The sequence below is a fragment of the Loktanella salsilacus genome (genome assembly GCF_024206795.1).
In the GTDB taxonomy this organism is placed as follows: Bacteria; Pseudomonadota; Alphaproteobacteria; order Rhodobacterales; family Rhodobacteraceae; genus Loktanella; species Loktanella salsilacus.
This window is the reverse complement of the sequence record NZ_CP072994.1, coordinates 1,898,895-1,920,432: the sequence shown is the minus strand read 5'-3', so window position 1 is coordinate 1,920,432 and position 21,538 is coordinate 1,898,895. Positions and strand designations below refer to the sequence as shown.

Here is a 21,538-nt window from a genome sequence, read left to right as displayed (position 1 = left end):
ATGAAGATCGGTCGATATGCCGTTGTGATTGCAGCGTTACACGCGCTGCCAGCAATGGCACAGGACTTGGGAGTTGACCGGGGCGATGTGCTGGCCTGCTTTGCGGATACGCCCATTGGTGCGATTTATCCGGACTGCCTTGGGGCTGCTGCAAACGCCTGCCAAGATCAGGATGGGGGCAGCACGACCATCGGGATGACGGAATGCATCATGGCAGAGACGGCGGTTTGGGATGACATGCTGAACGAGGAATACACGCGGCTTCAGCGCAATTTCAGCGCCCGCGGCTGGGCTGGTGGCGCGGTGACGAATGAAGAGCTGAAGATCGCGCTGCGCGATGCGCAAAGAGCGTGGATCGCATACCGCGATGCCGATTGCGGCTTGCGTTACAAAGTCTGGGAGGGCGGGACCATCAGAGGTGTTGTGGCAGCGAATTGCGAAATGACGATGACCGCCAGCCGTGCGCTGGATTTGCGCGATATGGACCGGCCATGAGCCGCGCCGCGCACATGGAGGCGCTGGACCGCGTGGCGCAAGCGGCCGCCACGGCGATGGCGGGCGGGGGCGCGCGGGCGCGCGAGCGGCATGTCAGTCGCGGCAAGATGCTGCCGCGTGAACGGGTCGCAAACCTGCTTGATCCGGGATCAAGCTGGCTGGAAATCGGCGTGACGGCGGCGCATGGCATGTATGGCGGCGACGCGCCGGGGGCCGGTGTGATCGCGGGGATCGGCTGGGTCAGCGGCGTGCAGGTCATGGTCGTGTGCAATGATGCGACCGTAAAGGGCGGCACCTATTACCCGGTCAGCGTGAAAAAACACCTGCGCGCCCAAGAGGTTGCGGCGCGCTGCGGGTTGCCTTGCGTCTATCTGGTGGACAGCGGCGGGGCGAACCTGCCCAATCAGGACGAGGTGTTTCCCGACCGCGACCACTTTGGCCGGATTTTCTACAATCAGGCGAATATGTCGGCGGCGGGGATTGCGCAGATCGCAGTGGTCATGGGGTCCTGCACGGCGGGCGGTGCTTATGTGCCTGCAATGGCCGATGTGTCGATCATCGTGAAGGAACAGGGAACGATCTTCCTTGCGGGGCCGCCCTTGGTCAAGGCCGCGACGGGCGAAGTGGTGTCAGCTGAGGAATTGGGCGGCGGCGATGTGCATACGCGCCTGTCTGGCGTGGCGGATTATCTGGCCGAGGATGACGCCCATGCGCTGGCTTTGGCGCGGCAGGCGGTTGCCTCGATCTCTGCTCGGAATACGGGCGATATCAAGCGGTTGCAAAGCGAAGCTCCTGCAGTTGATCCGGATAGCCTGTTCGACGTGATCCCGGCGGATTTGCGCACGCCCTATGATATCCGCGAGGTTATTCGCCGGATCGTCGACGGCTCGCGCTTTGACGAATTCAAGGCCCGTTTTGGCGAGACGCTGGTGACGGGATTTGCGCATATTGACGGCTGGCCCTGCGGGATTGTGGCGAATAACGGGGTGCTGTTCAGTCAGGCGGCGCAAAAGGGGGCGCATTTTGTTGAACTGTGCTCTCAACGCCGGATCCCGTTGATCTTTTTGCAGAACATCACCGGCTTTATGGTCGGGCGCGAGTACGAGAACGAGGGGATCGCGCGGCATGGGGCCAAGATGGTCACGGCTGTTGCGACGACCAAGGTGCCCAAGATCACTATGGTGGTCGGCGGCAGCTACGGCGCGGGAAATTATGGCATGGCAGGAAGGGCTTACAGCCCGGACTTCATGTGGACGTGGCCCACGTCGCGCACCGCTGTAATGGGCGGCGAACAGGCGGCGGGCGTGCTGGCGACGGTAAAGCGTGACGGGATGGAGCGGCGCGGCGAGGCGTGGTCGGCCGAAGAAGAGGCTGCCTTCAAGCAGCCAGTGCTGGACCAGTTCGCTGAGCAGAGCGATCCGCTTTATGCGTCTGCGCGGCTTTGGGATGACGGGGTGATTGACCCGCGTCAAAGCCGGGCGGTGCTGGCCTTGAGCCTTGCGGCCAGCTGCAATGCGCTCATCGAGGAGACACGCTTTGGCGTGTTCCGGATGTGATGATTTTCGCAGGGGACATGACGCGCCTGCACGGGGGGATGTGCGATGTTTAACAAGGTTCTGATTGCGAACCGGGGCGAGATTGCCTGCCGGATCATCCGCTCTTGCCAAAAGCTGGGCGTGGCCACGGTGGCGGTCTATTCCGACGCCGATGCGGATGCGCTGCATGTGCGCATGGCGGACGAGGCGGTGCGCCTTGGGCCTGCGCCGGTGGCGGACAGCTATTTGCGCGGCGATCTGATTGTGCAGGCGGCGCTGGATACGGGCGCGCAGGGCATCCATCCTGGTTACGGTTTTCTGTCGGAAAATCCGGGGTTCGTGGATGCGGTCACGGCTGCTGGGCTGGTGTTTATCGGCCCGTCGGCGGATGCGATCCGCAAGATGGGGCTGAAAGACGCGGCCAAGGCCTTGATGGACAAGGCGGGGGTGCCGGTGGTGCCCGGATACCTTGGCGCGGATCAAAGCGCCGATGTGCTGGCCGCTGAGGCGGGCAAGATCGGCTATCCGGTCCTGATCAAGGCCGTGGCGGGCGGCGGCGGCAAAGGTATGCGTCTGGTCGAGGCGGCGGCGGATTTCGCGGATGCACTAGACAGCGCCAAGGCCGAGGCGCGGACCGCCTTTGGCAACGCCGATGTGCTGATCGAAAAGTATATCCAGCAGCCCCGGCATATCGAGGTGCAGGTCTTTGGCGACGGCACGGACGCGGTGCATCTGTTCGAGCGTGACTGTTCCTTGCAGCGGCGGCATCAGAAGGTGATCGAGGAAGCGCCAGCGCCGGGCATGACGGACGCAGTGCGCGCCGCGATGGGCGACGCGGCGGTCAAGGCGGCGCGGGCGATTGGTTATAGTGGCGCGGGCACGATCGAATTCATCGTCGACGGCAAGAACGGCCTGCGCACTGACGGCTTTTGGTTCATGGAAATGAACACGCGCCTTCAGGTCGAACATCCGGTGACAGAGGCTATTACTGGCGTTGATCTGGTGGACTGGCAGCTGCGCGTCGCATCGGGGCAGGCTTTGCCGCTGCGGCAGGATCAGTTGCAGATCACCGGCCACGCGTTCGAGGCGCGGCTTTATGCAGAGGATGTGCCAGCTGGGTTCTTGCCTGCGACGGGCACCTTGGCTGCGCTGCACTTTCCGGCGCAGGCGCGCATTGATAGCGGCGTTGCGGCGGGTAGCGAAATCTCTCCTTGGTATGATCCGATGATTGCCAAGATTACGGTGCACGGCCCGGACCGGGGGGCGGCGCTGACGGCGCTGTCCACGGCCCTCGCGCAGACGCAGGTGGCGGGGACGGTGACGAACCTTGGGTTCTTGCAGCGGCTAGCTGCTGCGCCGGATTTTGTGGCGGGTACGATGGATACCGGGCTGATTGGGCGGATGCCGGAATTGGCGGCACCCGCCGTGCCGGGCGCGCAAAGGCTGGCCTATGCCGCGTTGATTGCGGCGGGGTTGGACCGCGATGCGCCGTGGCAAGGCTTTGCCCTGTGGCAGGGCGCGCCGCAGCGGGTGCTGGTCGGCGAAGAAAGCGTATTGGTCACAGCGGCGCAGGGCGGCTGGGACGTGCAGGTGGGCGATCAGATCGTGCAGTTGCGGCGGGCCGGGCCCAACTGGCGGGCGGATGGCGCGTTGATGCCGCGCGCCTTGCGGCACGGCGCGGCGGTGACCGTGTTTGGGGCGGACCCGTTCACGCTGGATCTGCCCGATCCGCTGGCGCGGGGCGGTGCGGGGCCGGGGGGCGATGTTGTGCTGTCGCCAATGCCGGGGCTGGTGGCGGCGGTGGCCGTGACCGAAGGGCAAAGCGTCGCAGAAGGCGACCGCATGGTCGTGCTAGAGGCGATGAAAATGGAACACGTCCTGCGCGCGCCGCGCAGCGGAATCGTGGCGCAGGTCGCGGTGACGGCGGGCGATCAGGTCAAGGCAGGCGTCACGCTGGTGACACTGGCACCCGAGGATGCCGCCTAAACCCCGCACCTGACCCCCGCGACAAAGCGGAGCGGCAGGCGGCGGGTTGGTTGACCCTGCCGGGGCACGGGTTTAAGTGTGACCCCAGCCGCGCCCGGCCGTTCGCTACCGGGTGCCACGGGAAAAGGATCACCCCTTGGAATCGATGCTGAACGAATACCTGCCGATCATGATTTTTCTGGGCCTTGCCATTGCGTTAGGCCTTATTCTGATACTGGCAGCTGCCCTGCTTGCTGTGCGCAATCCCGACCCTGAAAAGGTGTCAGCTTATGAATGCGGCTTTAACGCATTCGATGATGCGCGGATGAAATTTGATGTGCGATTCTACCTCGTGTCGATCCTGTTCATCATTTTCGACCTAGAGGTCGCGTTTCTGTTTCCTTGGGCCGTCGCGTTCCAAGACATTTCGATGACCGGTTTCTGGTCGATGATGGTTTTCTTGGCCGTGCTGACCGCAGGCTTTGCTTATGAGTGGAAGAAGGGAGCTCTCGAATGGGAGTGATGACCGGGACGCAAGTCGGACCCGACCGCGAGGTTGCAACGCAAGCGCTGAACCGCGAATTGACCGACAAGGGTTTCCTTGTCACGTCCACCGCTGACATCGTGAACTGGGCGCGCACCGGATCGCTGCACTGGATGACCTTTGGTCTGGCCTGCTGCGCGGTCGAGATGATGCACACGTCCATGCCACGTTATGACTTGGAACGCTTTGGCACCGCGCCGCGCGCATCCCCGCGTCAGTCTGACCTGATGATCGTGGCAGGCACGCTGACCAACAAGATGGCCCCGGCGCTGCGCAAAGTGTACGACCAGATGCCAGAGCCGCGCTATGTGATCAGCATGGGGTCCTGTGCGAATGGCGGCGGCTATTACCACTACAGCTACTCCGTGGTGCGTGGCTGTGACCGGATCGTGCCGGTTGACATCTATGTGCCAGGCTGCCCTCCGACGGCAGAGGCGTTGCTGTATGGCATCCTGCAGCTGCAACGTAAAATCCGCCGCACCGGCAACATCGTCCGCTAAGGGGATCTTATGTCTGACGCTTTGAACGAACTTGGCCAGCATCTGGAATTGAAGCGCCACGATTGCGTGCTGGGGTGGGCTGTTGCCCATGACGAGCTGACCGTGACCGTCGCGCTGTCCAACATTGTGGGCTTTGTCGAGTTTTTGAAAACGGATGCGGCCTGCCGGTTTTCGTCGCTGGTTGATATCACGGCTGTGGATCACCCCCAGCGGCCCAAGCGGTTCGAGGTCGTGTATCACTTCTTGTCGATGTACCAGAACCAGCGCATCCGGCTGAAAGTCGACGTCCGCGAGGACGAGATGGTGCCGTCGATCATCACCGTGCACCCGTCCGCCAACTGGTTCGAGCGCGAAGTGTTCGACATGTTCGGTATCCTGTTTTCCGGCCACCCGGACCTGCGCCGTCTGCTGACCGACTACGGCTTTCGCGGCCACCCGCTGCGCAAGGATTTCCCGACGACGGGTTATACCGAAGTGCGCTATGACGAAGTGCAAAAGCGCGTTGTCTATGAGCCGGTGAGCCTTGTTCAGGAATACCGCCAGTTCGACTTTATGTCGCCTTGGGAAGGTGCCGAGTATATTCTGCCCGGCGACGACAAGGTTGCGCCGGATGGCCATGTCTCCAAGGGAGCAGCGAAATGATGGACGGCGATATTCGCGTGAACACCTATGACGACGGGTCCACGGACGCGCGTACGGGCGAGCAGAAGATCCGGAACTTCAACATCAACTTCGGCCCGCAACACCCTGCAGCGCACGGCGTTTTGCGTCTGGTGCTAGAGCTTGACGGCGAGATTGTAGAGCGGTGCGATCCGCATATCGGCCTGCTGCACCGCGGCACTGAAAAGCTGATGGAATCGCGGACTTACCTGCAGAACCTTCCGTATTTCGACCGGCTGGATTATGTGGCCCCGATGAATCAGGAACACGCTTGGTGCCTTGCCATCGAGCGTCTGACCAAGACCGAAGTGCCGCGCCGTGCGCAGCTTATCCGCGTTTTGTATTCCGAAATTGGCCGCATCCTGTCGCACCTGCTGAACGTGACCACGCAGGCGATGGACGTTGGCGCGCTGACCCCGCCGCTGTGGGGCTTTGAAGAGCGCGAAAAGCTGATGGTGTTTTATGAGCGCGCCTGCGGTGCCCGTCTGCACGCGGCCTACTTCCGCCCCGGCGGTGTGCATCAGGATCTGCCCGACCAGTTGGTCGAGGATATCGACGCGTGGTGTGTGGAATTCCCCAAGGTGCTGGCCGACATCGACGGTCTGCTGACGGAAAACCGCATTTTCAAGCAGCGTAACGCTGACATCGGCGTCGTGACCGAGCAAGACATTCAGGACTGGGGCTTTTCCGGCGTGATGGTCCGTGGCTCTGGTCTGGCATGGGATTTGCGCCGGGCGCAGCCATACGAGTGCTATGACGAGTTTGAATTCCAGATCCCCGTGGGCAAGAACGGCGACTGCTATGATCGCTACCTCGTCCGCATGGAAGAGATGCGCCAGTCGATCCACATCATGCGCCAAGCTTGCGAAAAGCTTCGCCATGAAAAGGGTGACATCATGGCCCGCGGTAAGATGACCCCGCCGACGCGCCACGCGATGAAGACCGACATGGAAAGCCTGATCCACCACTTCAAGCTTTATACCGAAGGCTTTCACGTGCCAGCAGGCGAGGTTTACGCCGCGGTCGAGGCACCGAAGGGTGAATTCGGCGTCTATCTGGTCGCTGACGGCAGCAACAAGCCATACCGCGCCAAGATCCGCGCGCCGGGCTATCTGCATTTGCAGGCGATGGACTACATTGCCACTGGGCACCAACTGGCTGACGTGGCCGCCATTATCGGCACCATGGACGTCGTTTTCGGAGAGATTGACCGATGATCGCACGTATCGCTTCCGCCGTCGCCGTATTGTCGCTGGCCGCTTGCGCCAGCAGTGGCACGGGCATTCGTCCGCTTGGCAACAACCTGCCCGCGAACCCGGTGCCTGTCGCCACGCCGCAGCCTGCCGTGCTGACCGCGAAAGAACGCCTTGTTGGCGCGATTGAATCCAATGGCTGCGCCTTGACGGCCGACAATGTCGGTGCCGTTCTGACGCAGGCGACGATCAGCCGCGAAGAACTGGTTCAGCTGACGCCGCAACTGCAGGCCGAAGGCCGGGTGGAAACCTCTGGCGACGGTGCAATCCGTGTGACCAGCGACCGCTGCATCTGACCCCAATGACGCGCCCCGCCATGACGGCGGCGGTGCCTGAGTAGACCGGAAGACCCTGATATGCTGCGACGCCTTTACCACGACCAGCCCGAGAGCTTTGAGTTCACTCCAGCCAACTTGGCCTGGGCAGAAGGCCAGATGACGAAGTTCCCCGAAGGGCGTCAGGCCAGCGCGGTTATCCCGCTGCTGTGGCGTGCGCAGGAACAGCATGGCTGGCTGACACGGCCCGCGATTGAATACGTCGCGCGCCTGCTGGGCATGGAATACATTCGCGTCCTAGAGGTCGCGACATTCTACTTTATGTTCCAGCTGCAACCCGTTGGTTCCGTTGCACATATTCAGGTCTGCGGCACGCTGTCCTGCATGATCTGCAACGCCGAAGACTTGATCAGCGTTTGCAAGGACAAGATCGCGCCAAAAGCGCATCAGCTGTCCGCCGACGGCAAGTTTTCGTGGGAAGAGGTCGAATGCCTTGGGTCCTGCGCCAACGCGCCGATGGCCCAGATCGGCAAGGATTACTACGAGGACCTGACCGCCGAGAAACTGGCCGAGATCATCGACGAGATGGCCGCTGGCCGCGTCCCCGTGCCCGGCCCGCAAAATGGCCGCTATGGCTCTGAGCCGAAGTCTGGCCTGACCAGCTTGAAGGACCACGAAAGCGGTAAGCATCAGTACAACGCCAGCGCCCAACTGGCCGTGGATATTGGCGACACGATCAAGCGGATCGACGGCACCGAAGTGCCGCTGCTGACGCCGTGGAACCTGTCCAAGACGGGCGGCAAGCCCGTCCGCGACGACATGATGCCGCCCGCTGGCCCCGATGGGACCCAAGGCGGCCGCACGGCAAGCGAGGCAGAAGCCCCGCGTGATCGCGGCGATTCCTCTGACGGTGTGGCAGAGGCAGAGGGCGAAGCCGCTGGCGTTCAGCGCAAGGGTAAGCCGAAAGAGGGCAGCGTTGCGCCCGCCGCGAAGACTGCGGTTAAGGCCGAGAGCGGCGTCGCCGTGGAACCTGTCGCTGAGGAAAAGCCGCTGACACTGACCGAGCCGCGTGGCGGCAAGGGCGATGATCTAAAGCGAATCAATGGTGTTGGCCCCAAGATCGAAGGCATCCTGCAAGAGCTTGGCTTTTGGCATTTTGACCAGATTGCGAATTGGACACCGGCAGAAATTGCTTGGGTCGATAGCCGTCTGAAGTTCAAAGGCCGGATCGAGCGCGAAGACTGGGTCAATCAGGCAAAGGGCCTTGTTGGCGCCTAATCTGCCTGATTTGCACGATAATCTTTGTGAGTGGTGAAAAAGTGGCTAACATTCCCCTTGGGGGGCTGTCCGTGCCACGTGCAGGCTGTCCGAAATTAAACTGACGTCGGTCCTGCCAGACCGCCGCACGGAGGGACAGATGAACAACACCGTTACACGCGAAAAGCGCATCCTGAAAATTGCCGCGATCACGGGACTTGTGGTCGCGGCCTTATGCTATCTGCTGCTGCGTTTCGGATTTCCCGGGGCTGTGATGACGGGGCTGATCATTGGCCTGATCGTCGCGGTAATCCTTTGGCTGATGGGACGCGGCGATGATGCGGCTGTGACGCAGGATCCAGCCGCTGTTGCTGCGCCTGTTGCCAGTCCTGTTGCAGCCAGCCCTGTCGCGACTGATCCGGTTGCTGCCCCAGTCGTTGATGCGGGGCAGGGCGGCAACGTTGAGACGGCGGCCCCTGCCGCGGACACCGGGTCCGTTTTGAAACCTTCAGCCCGCCTTGCTGGGCAAGACGAACTGGCCAGCCGTAAGGGCAGCTGGAAATATGAAGGTGCCTCTGCCGTGGACGCCATGCCGGACGCCGATGCGGCCCCGGTGGCCCACCCGGGTGCGGAAGGCGCGTCAGAGGCGCAGGCTTTGCCCGACGCAGAAGCGACAGCGGGTCCGTCGATCAAGCCTGAGATGTTGACTGCCCCGCGCGATGGCGGCGCTGATAATCTGAAAGAAATCAAAGGTGTCGGCCCGAAACTGGAAACCTTGCTGCACGAGATGGGCGTTTATCATTTCGACCAGATTGCAAGCTGGTCCGAAACAGAGGTCGCTTGGATGGACCAGAACCTGAAAGGGTTCAAAGGCCGCGTCAGCCGCGATACATGGATCGCGCAGGCGCAGGTTCTTGCGTCCGGCGGCGGAATTGAGTTTTCTTCTAAGGTTGGAAAAGGCGGCGTTTACTAAATTATGACGCATAGACATGATGATAACACGGCACGGCAGGGGCGCATCGCCGCTGTCGTGATCGCGTTGGCCGGGGTGCTGGCGATGCTGGCCCCTTGGATTGTGGCGCAGACTGGAATTGCGCCGAAGTATGAAATTTTGATGTATCTGGTGTCGATGGCTGCGTTCATTTGGTCACTGGCTGTCACGCTGAAAATCTGGCAGAAGACCCGTAATTGATTTGTGCCGCGCCGCTTTGCGCCGCTGTTACAGCCCCAGCTTTCAAGGGATGATCCAATGCTGAAAGACCAGGACCGCATCTTTACCAACCTGTATGGGATGCACGACCGTTCGCTGAAAGGCGCACAAGCGCGTGGCCATTGGGACGGAACCAAGGACATTCTTGGCAAGGGCGCTGGCTGGATCGTGGACGAGATGAAAGCCTCTGGCCTGCGTGGCCGGGGCGGTGCGGGTTTCCCGACCGGTCTGAAATGGTCGTTCATGCCAAAGGAATCGGATGGTCGTCCGTCCTATCTGGTGGTGAACGCTGACGAATCAGAGCCGGGCACCTGCAAAGACCGCGAAATCATGCGCCACGATCCGCATACGCTGATCGAAGGTTGCCTGATTGCTAGCTTCGCGATGCAAGCGCATGCCTGCTACATCTACATTCGCGGCGAATATATTCGCGAAAAAGAAGCGCTGCAGAACGCGATTGATGAAGCTTATGACGCGGGTTTAGTGGGCAAAAATGCCTGCGGCTCTGGCTGGGATTTCGACATCTATGTCGCCCACGGTGCGGGCGCTTATATTTGCGGCGAAGAAACCGCGCTGCTGGAAAGCCTTGAGGGCAAAAAGGGTATGCCGCGGATGAAACCGCCATTCCCTGCGGGCGCAGGTCTGTATGGCTGCCCGACGACGGTGAACAACGTCGAATCAATTGCGGTTGTGCCGACGATTCTGCGCCGTGGCGGCGCTTGGTTCGCGGGCATGGGCCGGCCGAACAACGCGGGCACCAAGCTGTTTGCGATTTCCGGCCACGTCAACAACCCCTGCGTTGTCGAAGAAGAGATGTCGATCCCGTTCAAAGAGCTGATCGACAAGCATTGCGGCGGTATCCGCGGCGGCTGGAAGAACCTGAAGGCTGTGATTCCCGGCGGATCGTCCGTGCCCTGCCTGACGGCAGAGCAGATGGAAGACGCGATCATGGATTTCGACTGGCTGCGCGAACAGCGGTCGGGTCTGGGGACGGCGGCGGTCATCGTGATGGACCAGTCGACTGACATGATCAAAGCGATCTGGCGTCTGTCCAAGTTTTATAAGCACGAATCTTGCGGCCAGTGCACGCCATGCCGTGAAGGTACGGGCTGGATGATGCGCGTGATGGAACGTCTGGTGCAGGGCAATGCCTCGGTCGATGAAATCGACATGTTGCTGGACGTGACCAAACAGGTCGAAGGCCACACAATTTGCGCCCTGGGCGACGCGGCGGCTTGGCCGATCCAAGGTCTGATCCGCAACTTCCGCGGAGAGATCGAAGACCGCATCCGCCACAAGCGCGGGCCGATCGCCGCGGAATAAGCGACATTCTTGCAAACGCCGGCCTTTAGGCCGGCGTTTTGCGTTGCGGCGTAAAGCCGCCCAAGTGCCGCCCGGGGCGTGCTTTTTGCATGACAGGGCGTGATAAATCTATCGCGCGCCGTCTCGACTAAACTGCGGCCGCATCTATCGTGATCCGCGATGGTCGCATTGACCGTTTGCGCCTTTGGCTTATCCCGTCCGCTGGATGTCGCATCGCATATAATCGGGTTATTGAGGATGCATCTAATGAAATACGCTTTGATCGCGACCGTCTTGCTTGCTGCTGCCTGTGCCAAACAGCCAGAGCCGATGTCCCCTGTCACATTCACACCGCCCGCAGAGCCGGTGTTTGACACGAGCATGAAGTAAGGCCATCCGGGCCTGCGTTCGGTGCCGCGCACGTTGCACCGGACGCATGAAAACAAGGGGTTTGTCACCCACAATCATCCGGGCGATATTGCATAACACGCCCGCTGGCCCAATGTAGAACGTCAACGGGACATTACGTTCCCGCCCTACAGGAGCAGAGACATGCGCAATTTTCTGATGAGTACCGCCGTTTTGGCGATGGGTTTGACGGCTGCGGGCAGCGCGCAGGCCGCCCTGAAAGACGAGGCTGAAATCCGCAACGGTTTGCTGGTGGTCGGCATGGCCTATGAGATCAGCGAAAAATGCGGCAGCATTGATGCGCGGACCCTGCGCGGCATCACGACCTTGCTGAACCTGAAATCCCGCGCGCGCGAGCTGGGCTATTCCAACAGCGAAATCGACGCCTATGTCGACAACAAGCCCGAGAAGAAGCGCCTAGAGGGTATTGCCCGTGCGCAGCTGGTCCAACTGGGTGTGACCCCCGGCGTGGAAGAGACGTATTGCACCGTCGGGCGCGACCAGATGGGCAAGAATACAGGCGTTGGCCGCTTGCTTCACTAAGACGCGGGCAAGCAGCGGCGAAAAAAGCGTCGCTGCGTCTGGCATACGCGTTCGCAACGGGTTAGAACGCCATCCAAACACCCGGCTTCTTGTGGCCGGGCTTGGGTCCGGAAGCCGGAGGCGTTCATGTCCGATCTGCGCAAAATCAACATTGATGGTCAAGTGATCGAGGTTGAAGGGGCGATGACGCTCATTCAAGCCTGCGAAATCGCGGGAATCGAAATCCCGCGTTTCTGCTATCACGAACGTCTGTCCATCGCTGGCAACTGCCGCATGTGTCTGGTCGAAGTCGTCGGCGGCCCGCCGAAACCGACCGCATCCTGCGCCATGCAGGTCCGCGACCTGCGCCCCGGCAAAGACGGCGAGCCACCTGTGGTGAAGACCAATTCGCCGATGGTGAAGAAAGCCCGCGAGGGCGTGATGGAATTCCTGCTCATCAACCACCCGCTGGATTGCCCGATTTGCGATCAGGGCGGCGAATGCGACCTGCAGGATCAGGCGATGGCTTATGGCGTCGACTTTTCCCGCTTTCGCGAGCCAAAGCGCGCGACCGAGGATTTGAACCTTGGACCGCTGGTCGAAACCCACATGACGCGCTGCATTTCCTGCACCCGCTGCGTGCGTTTCACGACAGAAGTCGCTGGCATCCACCAGATGGGCCAGACCGGCCGCGGCGAAGATGCAGAGATCACGTCCTATTTGGGCGAAACGCTGGCGTCCAACATGCAGGGCAACATCATTGACCTGTGCCCGGTGGGCGCGCTGGTGTCGAAGCCTTATTCCTTTACCGCCCGTCCGTGGGAGCTGTCGAAGACCGAATCTGTCGACGTGATGGACGCGCTGGGATCGAACATCCGCGTGGACACCAAAGGCCGCGACGTGATGCGCATTCTGCCGCGCAACCATGACGGCGTGAACGAAGAGTGGATCAACGATAAATCCCGCTTTGTCTTTGACGGTCTGCGCAAGCAGCGTCTGGATACCCCTTACATCCGCGAAAACGGCAAGCTGCGCAAAGCCGACTGGCCCGAAGCGCTGACCGTTGTTGCCGCTGCGATGACGGGCAAAAAGGTGGCCGGTCTGGTCGGCGATCTGGCCCCCGTTGAGGCTGCATTTGCGCTCAAGCAATTGGTTGAAGGTCTGGGCGGCAACGTCGAATGCCGCACCGATAACGCGCAGCTGCCTGCGGGCAACCGCGCCGCTTATGTCGGTACGGCGACGATTGCGGACATTGATACCGCGCAGAACATCGTTCTGATCGGCACCAACCCCCGCGTTGAAGCCCCTGTGCTGAACAGCCGCCTGCGCCGCGCTTGGTCGCGGGGCGGTGACGTGACGCGCTTTGGCACGCCAGTCGATCTGACCTATGAAGTTATCGAAGGCGGCACAGGCCGCGACGCGCTGACCGACTTTGCAAAGCAGGACCACGCTGGCAAAGGCACGCTTGTGATCGTGGGGCAGGGCGCATTGACCGGCTCTGACGGAGAGGCTGTTTTGGGCCATGCCGCACAGATCGCCGCAAGCGCTGGCGGCAAGGTTCTGGTGCTGCACACTGCCGCTGGCCGTGTTGGCGCGATGGATGTGGGCGCTGTGACCGATGGCGGCATCACTGCGGCGATCGACGGTGCAGAGGTGATCTATAACCTTGGCGCGGACGAAGTTGAAATCGCCGCCGATGCCTTTGTGATCTATCAGGGCAGCCACGGCGATCGCGGGGCGCACCGCGCTGATGTGATCCTGCCGGCTGCGGCCTACACCGAAGAAAACGGTCTGTTCGTGAACACCGAAGGGCGCCCGCAGCTTGCGATGCGCGCCAGCTTCCCTCCGGGGCAGGCTAAGGAAAACTGGGCGATTCTGCGGGCCTTGTCCGCAGAACTGGGCGCTGTCCTGCCGTTTGATTCGCTGGCAGCACTGCGCCGGACCTTGATTGCGGCGCACCCGCATCTGGGCCAGATCGACGTGGTTGCTGCGAACGAAGGCGCTGCGCTTGACGCGGGCACGCTGGGCAGCGGTGATTTCGGCTATGCGGTCAAGGACTTCTATCTGTCCAACCCGATCGCACGGGCCTCGAGCCTGATGGCAGAGCTGAGCGCGAACGCCAAACTGCGCGGCGCGGAAAAGATCGCGGCCGAGTGAACATGATGCGGCCCGCCGTTGTTGCGGCCTTGCTGCTGGCGGGCTGCGTTCCGCCGCAGGCCGCGCCAGGTGGGCCGACGTATTTGGGTGTCCGGACCAGCTTGCTGGACGGGGATCTTGTGAACTTTAACGTGGCCCTGACAGGGGCCGCGACACCGGATGCGGTGGAAAAATATGCGCAATGTGCTGCGGCGCAATATGCGTTAATCCGAGGTTACAGTTTTGCGCGTTTGGTGCGCACGAACGTCACCGAAGAGGGTGGCACTTGGGGCGCGGATGCTGTTTACACCATCTCGTCGGACCTGCCGCGCGGATTGGCGACGATTGACGCGGTAGTAACGGTTGCAGATTGCGGAACGTCGGGCATACCGACGGTCTGAAGGACGAAGGGTCAGAGGGAATTATGGTCAACTTCTTCACCACGACGAACACGGGCATCGTCCTGTTGATCTTGGGGCAGTGTTTGCTGCTGCTGATCCCGCTTTTGCTGGCGCTGGCCATGCTGATGTATGCGGACCGTAAGGTCTGGGCTGCTGTGCAGATGCGGCGCGGCCCGAACGTGGTGGGCCCTTGGGGCGTGCTGCAGTCCTTCGCCGACTTTCTAAAGTATATCGTCAAGGAAATCGTCGTGCCTGCGGGCGCTGACAAGGCGGTCTATTTCATTGCGCCGCTGCTGTCCTTTGTTCTGCCGGTCATTGCCTGGTCGGTGATTCCCTTCAACACCGGTTGGGTGCTGTCGGATATCAACGTCGCGATCCTGTTCGTCTTTGCCGTGTCATCGCTGGAAGTCTACGGCGTGATCATGGGTGGTTGGGCGTCGAACTCTAAGTATCCATTCCTTGGATCCCTTCGGTCTGCCGCGCAGATGATTTCTTACGAAGTCTCGCTTGGCCTGATCATCATCGGCATCATCATCTCGACCGGGTCGATGAACTTTGGCGACATCGTCGAGGCGCAGCGCGGCGCTGGTTTGCTGTCGTGGTACTGGGTCGCCCACTTCCCGATGCTGTTCTTGTTCTTCATCTCGGCGCTGGCTGAAACCAACCGTCCGCCGTTCGACCTGCCAGAGGCCGAATCGGAACTGGTCGCTGGTTATCAGGTTGAATATTCGTCCACGCCCTTTCTGCTGTTCATGATCGGCGAGCTGATGGCCGTCGTGCTGATGTGCGCGCTGGTGTCGCTTCTGTTCTTGGGCGGCTGGCTGTCCCCGATCCCCGGTCTGCCTGACAGCATCCTGTGGATGATCCTTAAGATGATGGCCTGCTTCTTTATGTTCGCCATGGTGAAGGCAATCACCCCGCGCTACCGCTACGACCAACTGATGCGGATCGGCTGGAAAGTCTTCTTGCCGCTCTCGCTGATCTGGGTCGTGCTGATCGCATTCCTTGCAAAATTTGAAGTAATGGGTGGCTTCTGGGCCCGTTACACTTGGGGAGTCTAACGATGGACTACGCACGCTCTGCGAAATACTTCCTGCTGTCGGACTTCTGGAAAGGCTTTGGGCTGGGGATGAAGTACTTCTTTGCCCCCAAAGCCACGCTGAACTATCCGCATGAAAAAGGCCCGCTGTCCCCGCGTTTTCGCGGCGAGCACGCCCTGCGCCGTTATGCCAATGGCGAAGAGCGTTGCATCGCTTGTAAACTGTGCGAGGCCGTTTGCCCCGCGCAGGCGATCACCATTGACGCCGCCCCGCGCACGGATGACGGATCGCGCCGCACGACGCGCTATGACATCGACATGACCAAGTGCATCTACTGCGGTTTCTGCCAAGAAGCCTGCCCTGTGGATGCCATTGTCGAAGGCCCGAACTTTGAGTTCAGCACCGAGACACGCGAAGAGCTTTACTACGATAAAGAAAAGCTGCTCGCGAATGGCGACCGTTGGGAAGCCGAGATCGCGCGCAACCTCGAAATGGATGCGCCCTACAGATGAGCCTTGATCAAGCCACATATGAACGCGGCAAGGCACTGTCTGAGGCAGTGAACCCGGGCATGGAAGACGCGCTTGCGGCGCGCTACGATGCTTTGGTGCCTGGCTTGTCGCGCATGGTGGTCGAGGTGCCTTACGGTACATTCTACAGCCGCGGCGTTGTGGAAGAGAAAACACGCCTGCTGGCGACGATTGCGGCCCTCACTGCGATGGGGGGGCAGACCAAGCCCCAGCTTAAGGTCAACATCGCCAGCGCCCGCGCTGTTGGTGCGAGCCGCGCAGAGGTCTGTGAGATTATCTATCAGATGACGCTTTACGGCGGCTTTCCTGCGATGATTAACGCGCTGAATGCCGCGATTGAGGTTTTTGAAGCGGAGGATGCGGCGTGAGCGATGCAAAGAACACTTTTGAGGCCATGATGACCATGGGGCAGGACTGGGTGAAACAGCTCAATCCTGCGATGGAATCTTTTACGCCCAAAGGGTTCGAGACGCTTTGGCCGACGATGCCCAAAGAAATGATGGAAACCTTCTTTGGCAAGGGGTTGAACCCGGACGGTCTAGACGCCAAGACGCGGCTGTTGATGACCCTGATGGGCCTGACGATCATGGGCGCACAGGCCGAGGCGCAGTTGCGCATGACCGTGCGCCATCTGGTCGAGGCCGGGGCCACTGAAAAAGAAGTCGCCGAGACGATTGCGATGGCGGCCATGTTTGGCGGCGTGCCGTCGATGACCAAGGCGATGGAAATCGCCAACGACGTGATGAAAAAGGATGCCGAGGCATGACCCCTTTCGTTTTCACCTTTTACCTGTTCGCGATCACAACGATCATGGGCGGCCTGATGACGGTGCTGTCGCGCAACCCGGTGCATTCCGTGTTGTGGCTGATCTTGGCCTTCCTGTCTTCGGCGGGTCTGTTCGTGATCCTTGGCGCTGAATTTGTCGCCATGCTGCTGATCATTGTCTACGTCGGCGCGGTTGCGGTCTTGTTCCTGTTTGTCGTCATGATGCTGGACGTCGACTTTGCCGAGTTGAAGGCAGAGATGTCTAAATACTTGCCGCTGGGTTTGCTGATCGGCGTCGTCGTTCTGATGCAGCTGGCTATCGCCGTCGGCGCATGGAGCTTTTCGGACGGGATTGATGCGCGCCTCGCTGCGCCGGTGCCGGACACCTACAACACAACCGGCCTTGGTCTGTTGATCTATGATCGCTACATCATTTTGTTCCAACTGTCGGGTCTGATCCTGCTGGTGGCGATGATCGGCGCGATCGTTCTGACCCTGCGCCACCGCGTGGACATCAAGCGCCAGAACGTCATGGCGCAGATGCACCGCGACCCCAAGCTGGCGATGGAACTCAAAGACGTGAAACCGGGGCAGGGCCTGTAAGGCGCTCTCTTTGACCGAAGGATATAGCTGATGTCGAATACCACCATTGCTGCGCTGATCGTTGTGCTGATCCTTGTCTTCGGCGGCGGCTACACCTTTTTCGGCTAAGACCATAAAACGAAGGGCGAACGCCCAGAGGGACACGACATGATCGGACTAGAGCATTATCTTGTGGTGGCGGCGGCGCTGTTCGTCATTGGCATCTTTGGCCTGTTTCTGAACCGCAAGAACGTCATCATCCTGCTGATGAGCATCGAATTGATGCTGCTGGCGGTGAACATCAACTTTGTCGCCTTTTCCAGTTTCCTTGGGGATCTGGTGGGGCAGGTGTTCACGCTGTTCGTGCTGACCGTCGCCGCCGCAGAGGCCGCGATTGGTCTGGCGATCCTTGTCTGTTTCTTCCGTAACCGCGGAACCATCGACGTTGAAGACGTCAACGTGATGAAGGGCTGAACCCATGGAAACGATTATCCTATTTGCACCGCTGGTCGGGGCCCTGATCTGCGGCTTTACGTGGCGGATCATTGGCGAAAAGCCGGCGCAGTGGGTGGCCACTGGTCTGCTGTTCTTGGCCGCGTTCCTGTCTTGGATCGTGTTTCTGGGCTTTGATGGCGTCACACGCGACATCACTGTGCTGCGCTGGATCGAATCCGGCTCGCTTGCGACCGACTGGGCGATCCGGCTGGACCGCTTGACCGCGACGATGCTGATCGTGATCACGACGGTCTCCGCGCTCGTGCACCTTTATTCCTTTGGCTACATGGCGCATGACGACAACTTCAAAGACGGCACGCCTTATCGCGCGCGCTTCTTTGCGTATCTGTCGTTCTTTACCTTCGCCATGTTGATGCTGGTCACCGCCGACAACCTGATCCAGATGTTCTTTGGCTGGGAAGGCGTGGGCGTTGCGTCCTACCTTTTGATTGGCTTCTACTACCGCAAGCCGTCTGCCAACGCCGCTGCGATCAAAGCGTTTGTCGTCAACCGTGTGGGTGACTTCGGCTTTGCCCTTGGTATCTTTGGCCTGTTCTTCCTGACGGACTCGGTCAAGTTCGCTGACATCTTTCCGCAAGTGGCCGATATCGCGCAGACCCAGATCCATTTCTTGTGGACTGAATGGAATGCCGCGAACCTGATTGGCGTGCTGCTGTTCATTGGTGCGATGGGTAAATCCGCCCAGCTGTTCCTGCACACGTGGCTGCCCGACGCGATGGAAGGCCCGACACCTGTGTCCGCGCTGATCCACGCCGCGACCATGGTGACCGCCGGTGTGTTCCTTGTTTGCCGCATGTCGCCGCTGTTCGAATACGCGCCAGAGGCGAAGCAGATGATTGTTTTCGTCGGTGCCTCGACCGCGTTCTTTGCCGCGACCGTGGGTCTGGTGCAGAACGACATCAAGCGCGTCATCGCATATTCCACCTGTTCGCAGCTGGGCTACATGTTCGTGGCTGCTGGTGTGGGCGTTTACTCTGTCGCGATGTTCCACCTGCTGACGCATGCTTTCTTTAAGGCGATGCTGTTCCTTGGCGCGGGTTCTGTGATCCACGGGATGCACCACGAACAAGACATGCGGAACTATGGCGGATTGCGCAAAAAGCTGCCGTATACGTTCTGGGCGATGATGATCGGTACGCTGGCCATCACCGGTGTCGGTATCCCGCTGACCCACTTTGGTTTCGCTGGCTTCCTGTCCAAGGACGCGGTTATCGAATCCGCTTGGGCTGGCGGCACGGGCTATAGCTTCTGGATGCTGGTCATCGCGGCGATGTTCACCAGTTTCTATAGCTGGCGCCTGATGTTCATGACCTTCTTCGGCAAGGCGCGCGGCGATCACCATACACATGATCACGCCCACGAATCCCCGATGGTCATGCTGATCCCTCTGGGTGTCCTGAGCCTTGGCGCAATCTTTGGCGGCATGGTCTGGTACAACAGCTTTTTCGGCGATCACCACAAAATCGAACAGTTCTTTGGCATGACCACGGCAGAGGCACATGCGACCGAAGGCGGCGAAGAGGCTGCCGCAGAGGGTGACCACGCTGTTGCCGGGGCCGAGGCCGAGCACGCTGCCCAGTCCGAAGCTGCGGTTGAAGGCGAGGCTGATCACGGCGACGTTGCTGCGAACACTTACACGCCGGGGCAGGGTGCCATCTATATGGCGGCCGACAATCACGTCATTTATGACGCGCACCACGCGCCTGTCTTGGTCAAGCTGTCGCCGTTCATCGCCATGCTGATTGGTTTTGTCACCGCGTACATGTTCTACGTCCGCCGTCCTGATCTGCCGGGCAAGCTGGCGGCGAACCAGTCGCATCTGTATCAGTTCTTGCTGAACAAATGGTACTTTGACGAAATCTACGGCTTCCTTTTCGTGCGGTCTGCGCTGGCGATTGGCCGCTTCCTGTGGAAGCGCGGCGATGAAGGCACCATTGATGGCGGCATCAACGGTCTGGCCCTTGGCATCGTGCCGTTCCTGACGCGCACCGCTGGGCGGATGCAGTCCGGCTACTTGTTCACCTACGCCTTTGCCATGGTGGCGGGCATCGCGGCCCTGCTGACCTGGGTCACTCTGACCGGAGGGGCCAACTAATGGGCAACCTGCTTTCACTCACCACGTTTATTCCGCTGATCGGCGCTGCCATTCTGGCGCTGTTCCTGCGGGGCAATGACGCGGCGGCACAGCGCAATGCCAAGTGGGTGGCGATGTTTGCCACGTCCGCGACGTTCCTGATTTCGCTGTTCATTCTGTTCCAGTTCGATCCTGCCGATACCGGCTTTCAGATGGTCGAAGAGCATTCTTGGCTTTTGGGTCTGAACTATAAAATGGGCGTCGACGGCATTTCCGTGCTGTTCGTGATGCTGACCACGTTCCTGATGCCGTTGGTGATCGCGTCCTGCTGGGGCGTGGAAAGCCGCGTTAAGGAATACATGATCGCGTTCCTGCTGCTGGAAACGCTGATGCTGGGCGTGTTTATGGCGCTGGACATGATCCTGTTCTATCTGTTCTTCGAGGCAGGCCTGATCCCGATGTTCCTGATCATCGGCATCTGGGGCGGGGCGAACCGCATTTACGCGTCGTTCAAGTTCTTCCTTTATACCTTCCTTGGATCGGTCCTGATGCTGGTGGCCATGGTCGCCATGATCAACATCGCGGGCACCTCTGACATCCCGACGCTGATGACGACGGTGTTCCCGTCGGACGCCTTTACCGTGCTGGGGATCAACATTGTTGGCGGCGCGCAGACGCTGATGTTCCTTGCCTTCTTCGCCAGCTTTGCGGTGAAGATGCCAATGTGGCCCGTGCACACGTGGTTGCCTGACGCCCACGTGCAGGCCCCGACTGCGGGTTCTGTCGTGCTGGCTGCGATCCTGTTGAAAATGGGTGGCTACGGCTTCTTGCGCTTTTCGCTGCCGATGTTCCCCATCGGGTCCGAAGTGATCGGCCCGCTGGTGCTGTGGCTGTCGGCGATTGCGATCGTCTACACCTCTCTTGTTGCGTTGGTGCAGCAGGATATGAAAAAGCTGATCGCCTATTCGTCCGTTGCACACATGGGATACGTCACCATGGGTATTTTTACGGTGAACCAGCAGGGCATTGATGGCGCGATTTTCCAGATGATCAGCCACGGCTTTATCTCTGGCGCGCTGTTCCTTTGCGTTGGCGTGATTTACGACCGGATGCACACCCGCGACATCGACGCTTATGGCGGTCTGGTGAACCGGATGCCGGCCTATGCGCTGATTTTCATGTTCTTCACCATGGCCAACGTCGGCCTGCCGGGCACATCTGGCTTCGTGGGTGAATTCTTGGTCCTGATGGGCATCTTCCAGGTGAACACCTGGGTCGCCGTGATCGCCACCTTTGGCGTGATCCTGTCGGCGTCTTACGGTCTGTGGCTGTATCGCCGCGTCGTCATGGGCGATCTGATCAAGGAAAGCCTGAAGTCGATCACCGATATGACAACCCGCGAGCGGGCGATCTTTGCCCCGCTGGTGGTGATGACCTTGTTGCTGGGCGTCTATCCCAGCCTTGTTACCGATATCATCGGGCCGTCGGTTGGCGCGCTGATCGATCAATACGACACGGCGACCGCGGCGTTTACCGCAGCCACTCAAGTCGCTTTGCACTAAGGAAAC

The 21,538-nt window shown here is 60.3% G+C and carries 24 protein-coding genes; all 24 read left to right on the top strand.

Annotated features, from left to right (window positions below):
* Window positions 1-495, top strand: coding sequence for a lysozyme inhibitor LprI family protein (locus KBW81_RS09460; RefSeq protein ID WP_254246984.1), 495 nt, complete (start codon window positions 1-3; stop codon window positions 493-495).
* Window positions 492-2,051 carry a carboxyl transferase domain-containing protein gene (locus tag KBW81_RS09455; protein ID WP_302059168.1) on the top strand — a complete coding sequence of 520 codons (1,560 nt, stop codon included), beginning with the start codon at window positions 492-494 and terminating at the stop codon, window positions 2,049-2,051. Before KBW81_RS09460 ends, KBW81_RS09455 begins: the two co-directional genes overlap by 4 nt.
* A gap of 45 nt (window positions 2,052-2,096) precedes the next feature.
* Window positions 2,097-4,016 carry an acetyl/propionyl/methylcrotonyl-CoA carboxylase subunit alpha gene (locus KBW81_RS09450; RefSeq protein ID WP_254246983.1) on the top strand — a complete coding sequence of 640 codons (1,920 nt, stop codon included), beginning with the start codon at window positions 2,097-2,099 and terminating at the stop codon, window positions 4,014-4,016.
* Between the two features lie 136 nt (window positions 4,017-4,152).
* Window positions 4,153-4,518, top strand: coding sequence for an NADH-quinone oxidoreductase subunit A (locus KBW81_RS09445; protein WP_090187287.1), 366 nt, complete (start codon window positions 4,153-4,155; stop codon window positions 4,516-4,518).
* Complete coding sequence (locus tag KBW81_RS09440) at window positions 4,509-5,039, top strand: NuoB/complex I 20 kDa subunit family protein (RefSeq protein WP_175499207.1); 531 nt, start codon at window positions 4,509-4,511, stop codon at window positions 5,037-5,039. Before KBW81_RS09445 ends, KBW81_RS09440 begins: the two co-directional genes overlap by 10 nt.
* 9 nt (window positions 5,040-5,048) lie before the next feature.
* Complete coding sequence (locus tag KBW81_RS09435) at window positions 5,049-5,681, top strand: NADH-quinone oxidoreductase subunit C (protein ID WP_090187289.1); 633 nt, start codon at window positions 5,049-5,051, stop codon at window positions 5,679-5,681.
* Window positions 5,678-6,916: an NADH-quinone oxidoreductase subunit D gene (locus KBW81_RS09430; RefSeq protein WP_090187291.1), complete on the top strand. Its 1,239-nt coding sequence runs from the start codon at window positions 5,678-5,680 to the stop codon at window positions 6,914-6,916. The genes KBW81_RS09435 and KBW81_RS09430 overlap by 4 nt, the downstream gene beginning before the upstream one ends.
* Window positions 6,913-7,248 (top strand): hypothetical protein, encoded by a 336-nt coding sequence (locus KBW81_RS09425; RefSeq protein WP_090187294.1) that lies wholly within the window; start codon window positions 6,913-6,915, stop codon window positions 7,246-7,248. The genes KBW81_RS09430 and KBW81_RS09425 overlap by 4 nt, the downstream gene beginning before the upstream one ends.
* A 60-nt stretch (window positions 7,249-7,308) precedes the next feature.
* Window positions 7,309-8,505, top strand: a complete 1,197-nt coding sequence (locus KBW81_RS09420; RefSeq protein WP_254246982.1) for an NADH-quinone oxidoreductase subunit E — start codon at window positions 7,309-7,311, stop codon at window positions 8,503-8,505.
* A 139-nt stretch (window positions 8,506-8,644) separates the two neighbouring features.
* Window positions 8,645-9,457, top strand: a complete 813-nt coding sequence (locus KBW81_RS09415; RefSeq protein ID WP_254246981.1) for an endonuclease — start codon at window positions 8,645-8,647, stop codon at window positions 9,455-9,457.
* A gap of 3 nt (window positions 9,458-9,460) precedes the next feature.
* On the top strand, window positions 9,461-9,676 hold the full coding sequence (locus KBW81_RS09410; protein ID WP_090187299.1) for a DUF5337 domain-containing protein: 216 nt from the start codon (window positions 9,461-9,463) through the stop codon (window positions 9,674-9,676).
* A 57-nt stretch (window positions 9,677-9,733) separates the two neighbouring features.
* Window positions 9,734-11,017 (top strand): NADH-quinone oxidoreductase subunit NuoF, encoded by a 1,284-nt coding sequence (nuoF, locus tag KBW81_RS09405; protein ID WP_090187301.1) that lies wholly within the window; start codon window positions 9,734-9,736, stop codon window positions 11,015-11,017.
* 246 nt (window positions 11,018-11,263) lie between these two features.
* Entirely contained in the window at window positions 11,264-11,386 is a 123-nt protein-coding gene (locus KBW81_RS18760; protein ID WP_302059165.1) for a hypothetical protein, read from the top strand.
* Window positions 11,387-11,548: 162 nt separating this feature from the next.
* A complete protein-coding gene (locus KBW81_RS09400) occupies window positions 11,549-11,947 on the top strand; it encodes a DUF5333 domain-containing protein (protein ID WP_254246980.1) in 399 nt (132 codons plus the stop codon).
* A 126-nt stretch (window positions 11,948-12,073) separates the two neighbouring features.
* Window positions 12,074-14,083 carry an NADH-quinone oxidoreductase subunit NuoG gene (gene nuoG / locus KBW81_RS09395; RefSeq protein WP_254246979.1) on the top strand — a complete coding sequence of 670 codons (2,010 nt, stop codon included), beginning with the start codon at window positions 12,074-12,076 and terminating at the stop codon, window positions 14,081-14,083.
* A gap of 2 nt (window positions 14,084-14,085) precedes the next feature.
* Entirely contained in the window at window positions 14,086-14,463 is a 378-nt protein-coding gene (locus KBW81_RS09390) for a hypothetical protein (RefSeq protein ID WP_090187309.1), read from the top strand.
* A 23-nt stretch (window positions 14,464-14,486) separates the two neighbouring features.
* Window positions 14,487-15,524 (top strand): NADH-quinone oxidoreductase subunit NuoH, encoded by a 1,038-nt coding sequence (nuoH, locus tag KBW81_RS09385; RefSeq protein ID WP_090187312.1) that lies wholly within the window; start codon window positions 14,487-14,489, stop codon window positions 15,522-15,524.
* A 2-nt stretch (window positions 15,525-15,526) separates the two neighbouring features.
* Window positions 15,527-16,015: an NADH-quinone oxidoreductase subunit NuoI gene (gene nuoI, locus KBW81_RS09380; protein WP_090187315.1), complete on the top strand. Its 489-nt coding sequence runs from the start codon at window positions 15,527-15,529 to the stop codon at window positions 16,013-16,015.
* The gene (locus KBW81_RS09375) at window positions 16,012-16,401 is read left to right on the top strand and encodes a carboxymuconolactone decarboxylase family protein (protein WP_254246978.1); all 390 of its coding nucleotides are present in this window, start codon (window positions 16,012-16,014) and stop codon (window positions 16,399-16,401) included. Before nuoI ends, KBW81_RS09375 begins: the two co-directional genes overlap by 4 nt.
* Window positions 16,398-16,799, top strand: coding sequence for a carboxymuconolactone decarboxylase family protein (locus tag KBW81_RS09370; RefSeq protein ID WP_254246977.1), 402 nt, complete (start codon window positions 16,398-16,400; stop codon window positions 16,797-16,799). Before KBW81_RS09375 ends, KBW81_RS09370 begins: the two co-directional genes overlap by 4 nt.
* Complete coding sequence (locus KBW81_RS09365; protein WP_090187323.1) at window positions 16,796-17,401, top strand: NADH-quinone oxidoreductase subunit J; 606 nt, start codon at window positions 16,796-16,798, stop codon at window positions 17,399-17,401. Before KBW81_RS09370 ends, KBW81_RS09365 begins: the two co-directional genes overlap by 4 nt.
* A 147-nt stretch (window positions 17,402-17,548) precedes the next feature.
* The gene (gene nuoK, locus KBW81_RS09360) at window positions 17,549-17,854 is read left to right on the top strand and encodes an NADH-quinone oxidoreductase subunit NuoK (RefSeq protein ID WP_090187326.1); all 306 of its coding nucleotides are present in this window, start codon (window positions 17,549-17,551) and stop codon (window positions 17,852-17,854) included.
* Window positions 17,855-17,858: 4 nt separating this feature from the next.
* On the top strand, window positions 17,859-19,991 hold the full coding sequence (nuoL, locus tag KBW81_RS09355; RefSeq protein WP_254246976.1) for an NADH-quinone oxidoreductase subunit L: 2,133 nt from the start codon (window positions 17,859-17,861) through the stop codon (window positions 19,989-19,991).
* Window positions 19,991-21,532, top strand: a complete 1,542-nt coding sequence (locus KBW81_RS09350; protein ID WP_254246975.1) for an NADH-quinone oxidoreductase subunit M — start codon at window positions 19,991-19,993, stop codon at window positions 21,530-21,532. The genes nuoL and KBW81_RS09350 overlap by 1 nt, the downstream gene beginning before the upstream one ends.
* Window positions 21,533-21,538: the final 6 nt, after the last annotated feature.

What these genes read in the sequence shown, in the direction of transcription:
- KBW81_RS09460 (WP_254246984.1), top strand. Translation starts at nt 1, where the DNA reads ATGAAGATCGGTCGATATGCCGTTGTGATTGCAGCGTTACACGCGCTG.
- KBW81_RS09455 (WP_302059168.1), top strand. Translation starts at nt 492, where the DNA reads ATGAGCCGCGCCGCGCACATGGAGGCGCTGGACCGCGTGGCGCAAGCG.
- KBW81_RS09450 (WP_254246983.1), top strand. Translation starts at nt 2,097, where the DNA reads ATGTTTAACAAGGTTCTGATTGCGAACCGGGGCGAGATTGCCTGCCGG.
- KBW81_RS09440 (WP_175499207.1), top strand. Translation starts at nt 4,509, where the DNA reads ATGGGAGTGATGACCGGGACGCAAGTCGGACCCGACCGCGAGGTTGCA.
- KBW81_RS09435 (WP_090187289.1), top strand. Translation starts at nt 5,049, where the DNA reads ATGTCTGACGCTTTGAACGAACTTGGCCAGCATCTGGAATTGAAGCGC.
- KBW81_RS09430 (WP_090187291.1), top strand. Translation starts at nt 5,678, where the DNA reads ATGATGGACGGCGATATTCGCGTGAACACCTATGACGACGGGTCCACG.
- KBW81_RS09425 (WP_090187294.1), top strand. Translation starts at nt 6,913, where the DNA reads ATGATCGCACGTATCGCTTCCGCCGTCGCCGTATTGTCGCTGGCCGCT.
- KBW81_RS09420 (WP_254246982.1), top strand. Translation starts at nt 7,309, where the DNA reads ATGCTGCGACGCCTTTACCACGACCAGCCCGAGAGCTTTGAGTTCACT.
- KBW81_RS09415 (WP_254246981.1), top strand. Translation starts at nt 8,645, where the DNA reads ATGAACAACACCGTTACACGCGAAAAGCGCATCCTGAAAATTGCCGCG.
- KBW81_RS09410 (WP_090187299.1), top strand. Translation starts at nt 9,461, where the DNA reads ATGACGCATAGACATGATGATAACACGGCACGGCAGGGGCGCATCGCC.
- nuoF (WP_090187301.1), top strand. Translation starts at nt 9,734, where the DNA reads ATGCTGAAAGACCAGGACCGCATCTTTACCAACCTGTATGGGATGCAC.
- KBW81_RS18760 (WP_302059165.1), top strand. Translation starts at nt 11,264, where the DNA reads ATGAAATACGCTTTGATCGCGACCGTCTTGCTTGCTGCTGCCTGTGCC.
- KBW81_RS09400 (WP_254246980.1), top strand. Translation starts at nt 11,549, where the DNA reads ATGCGCAATTTTCTGATGAGTACCGCCGTTTTGGCGATGGGTTTGACG.
- nuoG (WP_254246979.1), top strand. Translation starts at nt 12,074, where the DNA reads ATGTCCGATCTGCGCAAAATCAACATTGATGGTCAAGTGATCGAGGTT.
- KBW81_RS09390 (WP_090187309.1), top strand. Translation starts at nt 14,086, where the DNA reads ATGATGCGGCCCGCCGTTGTTGCGGCCTTGCTGCTGGCGGGCTGCGTT.
- nuoH (WP_090187312.1), top strand. Translation starts at nt 14,487, where the DNA reads ATGGTCAACTTCTTCACCACGACGAACACGGGCATCGTCCTGTTGATC.
- nuoI (WP_090187315.1), top strand. Translation starts at nt 15,527, where the DNA reads ATGGACTACGCACGCTCTGCGAAATACTTCCTGCTGTCGGACTTCTGG.
- KBW81_RS09375 (WP_254246978.1), top strand. Translation starts at nt 16,012, where the DNA reads ATGAGCCTTGATCAAGCCACATATGAACGCGGCAAGGCACTGTCTGAG.
- KBW81_RS09365 (WP_090187323.1), top strand. Translation starts at nt 16,796, where the DNA reads ATGACCCCTTTCGTTTTCACCTTTTACCTGTTCGCGATCACAACGATC.
- nuoK (WP_090187326.1), top strand. Translation starts at nt 17,549, where the DNA reads ATGATCGGACTAGAGCATTATCTTGTGGTGGCGGCGGCGCTGTTCGTC.
- nuoL (WP_254246976.1), top strand. Translation starts at nt 17,859, where the DNA reads ATGGAAACGATTATCCTATTTGCACCGCTGGTCGGGGCCCTGATCTGC.
- KBW81_RS09350 (WP_254246975.1), top strand. Translation starts at nt 19,991, where the DNA reads ATGGGCAACCTGCTTTCACTCACCACGTTTATTCCGCTGATCGGCGCT.